Genomic DNA, 7,095 nt, shown 5'->3' with positions numbered 1-7,095 from the left:
GCGGAGCCCCTCGGCCCCACCACTGACCCGCGGCCGCGGTGCCGGCCGGCCGCTCGACCGGCAGTACCACCTGCACCGGCCGGGTGACCTGCGGGTCTCGTGCGGTTGGTAGTTCCCGCGTGGTCCGCGACGTCGCGTCGTCGGCATCCCGAAGAGACGGCCGCCCAGCCGGTTCCGCCTGGGGCCGGTGGGTCGATTCGGGTGACCCGCTGTCCGGCCAGGGCGGCAGCACCAGCAGCCACGCGAGCAGCGCGCCGACGGCGCCGGCACCGAGCACGACGGCGAGCGGGACCCACCAGACCGGATCGTCGGGCAGCGGGAGCAGTATCCAGGCGCACACCGCCGCGGCCGGCGCCGCCGCCGCGGTGGCCACAATGATCGTGAGCTGCTGGAGCGGAGCCGGAGCCCCTGCGGTCCGTTCCGGCACGAGCCGCCCGCTCACGATCCGTCCACCCGCAGCTGAGCGGAGAAATCGGCCTCGTCGCCGGCGGGGCCGCACTCCGGGAGCACAGCGGCCTGCGCGTCCGCGGCCGGGGTGGGCGTGGCGGATGGTTCTTGTCCGACGAACTTCCATTTTTTCGGCAGTACCAGGCAGGCCGACGAGGTGGACGGGGTGACCCTCACGGTGACCGTGCCCTCCGGTCCGGGTGCCGACTTCACGCTGTCGGACAGCCACACCACCACGACGACGCCGAATGCGATCACCGCCGCGTAGACGGGTGTCAGCGCCGGGTGTTGCCACGGCGCGCGGGTCCGGGTCATCGGCAGGTGAACGCGGCGGCGACGCCGCCGCTGCCGCCGGACCGGCTGGGAGCGGACACGTTCACGGTGAAGCCTCCGCCGCCGGCGTAGCTCCCGCCGACGTGGACGACCTGGCTCTCGCCCTCGTCGAGGAACCCGGACGACGGGCTGACCGAGACACCCGCGGCGGGCGCCGCGGTCCAGCGCACCGACCCGTTGAAGGCGGAGATCCTCAGCTCGCTGTCGATGTCCGCGCAGTCAACGCGCTCGGTCCCGTTCGTTCCCCGCCGCGAGACGTCCACGGCGCCCGTCGACTTCGGCTCCGGATCCGGCCCCGGCTTGATGTCTCCGGTGCCGCCCCCCGAGCCGCCGCCGGAACCACCTCCCGTACCGCCTCCCCCCGTACCGCCTCCCCCCGAGCCGCCTCCCCCCGAGCCGCCTCCCGAGTACGGGCCAGTCCTGGGACTGGACGAAGGGGAGTCGCTGCCGCTGTTGTCTCGGACGACCAGGAACACAACGATCGCGATGAGCGCGCAGCCGAGCACGGTCAGCACCTGCTTCATGCTGGGAAGTCTCGGGCGGTTCGGTTACCGGCACATCGGTGCCAGCACGGACATAGCGGTGCGGGAAGCGTCAGTGCTGACACGGAGGGCGGGGTCCGACCGCGGTGCTACCGTCCCCGTGATGGACCGGGTGGCGGTGGGGCGCGTCTTCATCGTCGATGACAACGAGCCGTTTCGCGCCGTCGCCCGCGCGCTGCTGGAAAGCGGCGGCTACGAGGTTGTCGGGGACGCGGCGACCGGTGCCGAGGCGCTGGCCGGCGTGCCCGCGGCGGCGCCCGACATCGTGCTGCTGGACGTCGCCCTGCCGGACACGGACGGCTTCCACGTCTGCCGGGAGCTGCGCGCCGCCGTGCCCGACGCGACGGTGGTGTTCTGCTCGGTGCGCGACGCCGAGCACTATGGCGACGCGGTCGGGCGCTCCACCGCGGCCGGGTTTCTCCCCAAGTCGGCGCTGTCGGCGGCCGCGCTGGCGCTGCTGGTGGCGCGTCAGGCCGAGCGCAGGTAGGTCAGCACCGCGAGGACACGGCGGTTGTGTTCGGTCTCGTCGGGCAGCGCGAACCGGATGAAGATGTTGCGGACGTGCGTCTCGACGGTGCGGGTCGTCAGGTGCAGCTCGCCGGCGATCGCCGCGTTCGACCGGCCCTGCGCCATCAGCGCGAGGACCTGGCGCTCCCGGGGGCTGAGGTCGGCCAGCTCGTCGCGCCGGCCACGGCCGCCGGCGAGCAGCGGGACGACCTCGGGGTCGAACGCGCAGCCGTCGGCCGCGACCCGGCGCACGGCGTCGAGGAAGTCCGGCCCGGTGACCCGGTCCTTGAGCAGGTAACCGACGCCCCGCGCCGTGCGCCCGACGAGCTCGTCGAGATGCGCGACCTCCAGATACTGCGACAGCAGCAGCACCCCCGTCCCCCGATGGCGCCGACGCAGCAGCACCGCCGCCCGTAGTCCTTCCAGGTGCTGGGCGGGTGGCATCCGAATGTCGACGATCGCGAGGTCCGGGCGTTCCCGCTCGACGGCGTCGAGCAGCTCCTCGGCGTCGCCGGCCTGCGCGACAACCTGGCAGCCGTTGCTGGCCAGTAGTTCGGTGAGTGCCATTCGGAACAGTGACGAATCGTCGGCGAGCACGACACGCGTCGCCCCCGCTGTCGGGACGGCGGAGTCGGCGGCGGAGGTGGTGGCAGCGGTCAAGGTCCCTCCAGGGGGAGTTCGACGTGGACGGATGTGCCGGCGCCGGCGGTGCTGCGCACGACGAGGCTGCCGTCGAGCGCGGCGACCCGGTCGCGCAGCCCGAGCAGACCGGTGCCCGCGTTCAGGTCGGCGCCGCCGACCCCGTCGTCGGCGACGGTGAGGAGTAGTCGGCTTCCGGCCGCGCGGACGTGCACGTGGATCTCGCCGGCGCGGGCGTGCTTCGCCGCGTTCGTCACGGCCTCGGCGGCGACGAAGTAGGCCGTCGCGGCCACCGGCGCCGGCAGGGGCGGCAGCGCCGGGCTGTCGACGACCCGCACGAGGAACGCGCAGCGGGCGGCGAGTGAGCGCAGCGCGGGGAGCAGTCCGGCCTCGGTCAGCACGGCGGGATGGATGCCCCGGGCGAGTTCGCGCAGCTCGGTGAGCCCCGCCTCCAGCCCGTCGGCGGCCCGGCCGAGCAGGACGTCGAGCTCCCGGTCGGCCCCCGCGGGATCGAGGCGGTCGCGGGCGAGGCGTAGCACGAGCGCGGTCGTGACGAGCCGCTGTTGGGCTCCGTCGTGCAGGTCCCGCTCGATCCGGCGGCGCTGCTCGTCGGCGGCGGCGACGATGCGGACCCGGGACGCACGGACCTCGGCGAGCTGGGCCCGCACCGTCGCGGCGAGCCGCTGGTTGTCCAGCTCCAGGGCCGCGGCGGCACTCACCGCGTGCAGGACGTGCCGGTCCGCGCGCAGCGCCGGGTCGTGCAGGAGCACGGCCACCACCCGCGAGCCGCGCCGGACGGGCGTGACCGCGTCGTCCGGGCTGGGCGTGACGGGCTGCCCGGCGCCGTCCACATAACGGTCGGGGTGGCCGACGTCGTCGGGGTGGTGGTAGGCGATGCGCAGCGTCGGGTCGCCGAGGGCGCGGGCGAGCAGGTCACGCAGGTCCGCCTGGGGCGTCCGGGGCAGGTCGAGCAGGAGGTCCCCGACAGTCGTGCGACCCAGACGGACGCGCAGCGCCCCCGCCAGGAACGCCACGGGCAGCCCGAGCGTCGCCAGGTGGGCGACCGCGTTGACCGTCGACGCGCCGGACTCCGCCAGCGCCGAGTGCAGCAACGACGCGACGCTCCCGACAAGCCCCACGCCATACACCGGCGCGAGCACCCGGCGCGCCGGCGGTGTGGCCACGATCCAGCGCCGGAGCAGTACCGCGAGCACGGCCCCGGCGACGACCACCTGCGCGGTGTCGAACACCGTGTCCTCGAGCCGGGACAGGTCGGCGACGAAGAGCAGGTTCGGCGTCGCCGACAGGTAGAACGGCACCCCCAGCGGCACGAGGACGCACACGATCACGTACACCGCCCCGGTCAGCAGCCGCTCGACGCGGGTGCGCAGCCGCCCGTCCGGAAAGGCCAGCAGGAGATGCACCAGGCAGCCGGAGGCCACGGACCGCAGGAACATCCCGGCGGTGTGCGGCCCCGGGTCGCTGGAGATCTGCAGGTCCTCGGCGAACCAGGCGATCCCGACCGCCACCATCCGCAGGCCGAGGCGTCCCGGTCGGCGCAGGTGGGTGACGAGGCCGGTGAGCAGGTACAGCCCGCCGACCAGGCCGGAGAACAGGGCTGAGGTCGTGTCCGCGTCCCGGCCCGAGTCGGACAGCACGAGCACGACCGCGCCGAAGCCCGCCCCGGCGAGGGCAAGCGCCGGGACCACGGCGCCGTCGAAGTCGGCGCTCGCCCAGGGACGGCTCGCCCACGCGTGTGATCGCGTCAGGCCGTGTACGCCGCCCCCGGCGCCGTCTCGGCCTGGCCGCAAGATCCCGGCCACTGATCGATTATGGCGTGCCGGTCACGTTGGCGGCCGACCTGTTCCGCTCAGCGGACCACCTCGACGGCGCGGCGGGGGGCCGCGTCAGCCCGGCAGGGGGGCCGAGCCGATGACCGCGCTGGTCGGCTGCTTGGAGCCGCCGGCCGGCTCGACTGTCACTTTCACGGCCGTTGCTTCCTTGCCGAGGGCGAGCAGACGGTGGGCCCGGCCGACGTTGCCGCCGACGATGCCGGCGGACTCGACGCCCTGCGGGCTCGCCGCCCACAGCTGGTACACCCGGTTGGCCGGCAGGTCGGGCAGGTCGCGAATATCGACGAACGCGCGGTCCCCGACGGCGACGACCGCGAGCCGCCCCCCGCCTTCCATCGGCTGCGCCGACTGGGCCGCCACCTCGGACGCGACCGTTTCGAGGTCCGCGGTCTGGGCCCGGACGTCGTCGAGCTGATGACGCTGGCTGATCGTCTCCGCGCCGACCACGCCGAGCGCCACGAACGCGACGACTGCGGCGGCGCCGGCGGCGATCGCGGCGAACGTCGCCCGCCGCTGCCCGCGGGACCGGCGCTCGGCGAGGCGGGGCGGCAGTTGCGGCGTCGCCTCGATCTCCCGCAGGACCGCCGCGCGCAGCGACGCCGGCGGCGTCATCGGGACCGCGCCGCCCATCGTCGTCGCGACCGCCCGCAGTTCCCGCAGCTCCGTGGCGCAGCCGGGGCAGTCGTCGAGATGGGACTCCAGCTTGGCGCGTTCGGCGTCGTCCACCGCGTCCAGGGCGTAGGCGCCGATCAGTGTGTGTGCCTCCGGCGACGTCACGCCGTCACCCCCAGGCAATCGCGCAGCCGGATCAGTCCGTCGCGCATGCGGGTCTTCACGGTCGGCACCGGTGTCGAGAGCATCTCCGCGACCTCCCGGTAGGTGTAGCCGCTGTAGTAGGCCAGGGAGATCGACTCCCGTTGCAGGTCGGTGAGGCCGTGCAGGCAGCGGCGCAGCCGCTCGTACTCCATCCGCAGCTCCACCTGTTCGACGACCTCGTCGTAGCCGGTCTCGGCGCCGCGCGCGTCCAGGTCGCCGGCGCGGCGTTCCCGGTCCGTCGCGGCCTGCGCGGAACGCACCCGGTCGACCGCGCGGCGGTGCGCGAGGGTGCAGATCCAGCCGGTGGCGTTGCCGCGGGCCGGGTCGAACCGGTTCGCCTGCCGCCAGACCTCGACGAAGACCTCCTGGGTGACCTCCTCGGCCTGCGCCGGGTCCCGCACGACCCGCCGGACCAGGCCGTAGACCCGGGTGGCGAGCTGGTCGTAGACGACCGAGAACGCGCGGGTGTCGCCGCGGCCGGCGCGCAGCAGGGCGCTGTCCACGCTGGACGTGCCGTTACCGGCCGCCAGCGTGGGGTCGTGATCGCCGACGGCGCGCAGCACGCGCCCGTCGTCATCGTCGGCGCGTCGGTGCATCAGGCGGGACCTCCAGTGCCTCGGCCCGGCGGCGCTGCCGCCAGCGGTGCTGCTTCGTACTTCGGAGCGGACGAACCGCCGGATTGCCGTCGGGCCAGGGAATCTGGCCGCCGACCGAAACTTTTCGCGATCCGGACCCATCCGGCTGCCCGACAGCCTCGAATCCTCGTCGTCCACCGCCGGTGCGGCCGCTCGGCGGAGTCGGGGACACGGGTCACCGACGACGAGCACTCCGACAGTGACCACCCCTGACAACGAGCACCCCCGACAGCGAGCACCATCGGCCACAGGAGGATGCGGTGTCCGACACCGTTGACGAACGGCGCCTGCGGGAACTGAGCGAGGCGTCCGAGGATCTGCACAGCGACTCCATGCGGGCCAACCGCGCGGCCGTCGCCGACTACGCCGAGGCGACCCCGCCCGGCACCCGCCCGTTGTTCGCCGCCCGCGGCGCGGCGCTCGCCGCCGGCCTGGCCGGCGCGGGCGTGCTCGCGATGGGCTCGGGCGCGTCCGCGGCGACGAACGACGTGGCGATCCTGCAGACCGCCGCGTCGATCGAGAACCTCGCGGTCAGCACCTACAAGACCGCGCTGACGCTGCCGTTCATCGGCGGTGCGGAGGCGAACGGCGTCGTCAAGGCCTTCTCGATGAAGACCATGACGCAGCACACCGAGCACGCCGCCGCGTTCAACGCCGCCGCGGTCCGCCTCGGCGGGAAGGCCCAGACGGCCCCGGACCCGAAGTACGCGAAGGTCGTGGCGGCGGCCGTGCCGACGATCAAGGGACCGGGTGACGTCGTGTCGCTCGCGATCACCCTGGAGGACGTCGCGGCGCAGACCTACACGAAGAACGTCAGCCAGGTCGGCAGCTCGATGCTGCGGCAGCTGTTCGGCAGCGTCGCCGCGGTGGAGGCACAGCACCGGGCCATCCTGCTCGCCGTCTCCGCGCTGCTCAGCGGCGGTGCCGCGGACCTCATCGCGCTGCCGCCGGACGCCGCGAAGCTCCCGAAGGCGGCCGGCGGCGTCGGTTTCCCCGTTGCCTTCTACCCCACCTCGATGGCCTCCCCGGCCACTGAAGGAGCCCTGTGATGACCAGGCGTGACCAGGCTCGCCGGCGTGTCGTACGGCGCGCCGAGCCGGGCATCGGCGACGCGGAGCTGCGCCTGCTGACAGGCGACCTCGACGCGCTGCACCGGGACACGTTCCCGGCGGCGGCCGAGGAGCTCCGCGACACCACCGGCGGGAGGCGGGTCGACCAGGGGGCGACCCGCCTCCCGACCAGCCGCCGCGGCGTGCTCCTCGGCGGAGTCGCCGCGGCCGGCGCGGGGCTGCTCGCGGCGTGTGGGAGCGGCGCGGTCAGCAG

Annotated in this window: 10 protein-coding genes; 3 read left to right on the top strand and 7 right to left on the bottom strand. The window is 74.3% G+C overall.

The features are described 5' to 3' along the window. The 3 genes from MXD58_RS16310 to MXD58_RS16300 all read right to left on the bottom strand — a co-directional run. The coding region (locus MXD58_RS16310; RefSeq protein ID WP_250609492.1) for a hypothetical protein at positions 1 to 442 on the bottom strand (442 nt) is incomplete at its 3' end. Beyond that, positions 439 to 762: a hypothetical protein gene (locus MXD58_RS16305; protein WP_248841048.1), complete on the bottom strand. Its 324-nt coding sequence runs from the start codon at positions 760 to 762 to the stop codon at positions 439 to 441. The genes MXD58_RS16305 and MXD58_RS16310, both read right to left, overlap by 4 nt. Further along, on the bottom strand, positions 759 to 1,304 hold the full coding sequence (locus MXD58_RS16300; RefSeq protein WP_248841049.1) for a hypothetical protein: 546 nt from the start codon (positions 1,302 to 1,304) through the stop codon (positions 759 to 761). Before MXD58_RS16300 ends, MXD58_RS16305 begins: the two co-directional genes overlap by 4 nt. A gap of 121 nt (positions 1,305 to 1,425) precedes the next feature. Between MXD58_RS16300 and MXD58_RS16295 the strand changes: the two genes are divergently transcribed. Continuing rightward, entirely contained in the window at positions 1,426 to 1,809 is a 384-nt protein-coding gene (locus MXD58_RS16295) for a response regulator transcription factor (protein WP_248841050.1), read from the top strand. On the opposite strand, the gene MXD58_RS16290 is transcribed toward MXD58_RS16295, so the two are convergent. The 4 genes from MXD58_RS16290 to sigK all read right to left on the bottom strand — a co-directional run bounded on the left by MXD58_RS16290 (position 1,791) and on the right by sigK (position 5,733). Further along, a complete protein-coding gene (locus MXD58_RS16290) occupies positions 1,791 to 2,489 on the bottom strand; it encodes a response regulator transcription factor (protein ID WP_248841051.1) in 699 nt (232 codons plus the stop codon). The genes MXD58_RS16295 and MXD58_RS16290 overlap by 19 nt on opposite strands. After that, positions 2,486 to 4,177, bottom strand: a complete 1,692-nt coding sequence (locus MXD58_RS16285) for a sensor histidine kinase (protein WP_250609490.1) — start codon at positions 4,175 to 4,177, stop codon at positions 2,486 to 2,488. The genes MXD58_RS16290 and MXD58_RS16285 overlap by 4 nt, the downstream gene beginning before the upstream one ends. Positions 4,178 to 4,375: 198 nt before the next feature. Continuing rightward, a complete protein-coding gene (locus MXD58_RS16280; protein ID WP_248841053.1) occupies positions 4,376 to 5,098 on the bottom strand; it encodes an anti-sigma factor in 723 nt (240 codons plus the stop codon). Further along, a complete protein-coding gene (sigK, locus tag MXD58_RS16275; protein ID WP_248841054.1) occupies positions 5,095 to 5,733 on the bottom strand; it encodes an ECF RNA polymerase sigma factor SigK in 639 nt (212 codons plus the stop codon). The genes MXD58_RS16280 and sigK overlap by 4 nt, the downstream gene beginning before the upstream one ends. A gap of 299 nt (positions 5,734 to 6,032) precedes the next feature. On the opposite strand from sigK, the gene MXD58_RS16270 reads away from it, so the two are divergent. Further along, the gene (locus MXD58_RS16270; RefSeq protein ID WP_248841055.1) at positions 6,033 to 6,821 is read left to right on the top strand and encodes a ferritin-like domain-containing protein; all 789 of its coding nucleotides are present in this window, start codon (positions 6,033 to 6,035) and stop codon (positions 6,819 to 6,821) included. After that, positions 6,821 to 7,095 (top strand): hypothetical protein (locus MXD58_RS30325; RefSeq protein ID WP_284678449.1); only part of this gene is annotated, 275 nt, incomplete at its 3' end. The genes MXD58_RS16270 and MXD58_RS30325, both read left to right, overlap by 1 nt.

It is taken from the genome of Frankia sp. AgKG'84/4 (genome assembly GCF_023242965.2).
GTDB lineage: Bacteria > Actinomycetota > Actinomycetes > Frankiales > Frankiaceae > Frankia.
This window is presented reverse-complemented; position numbering and strand designations above follow the sequence as displayed.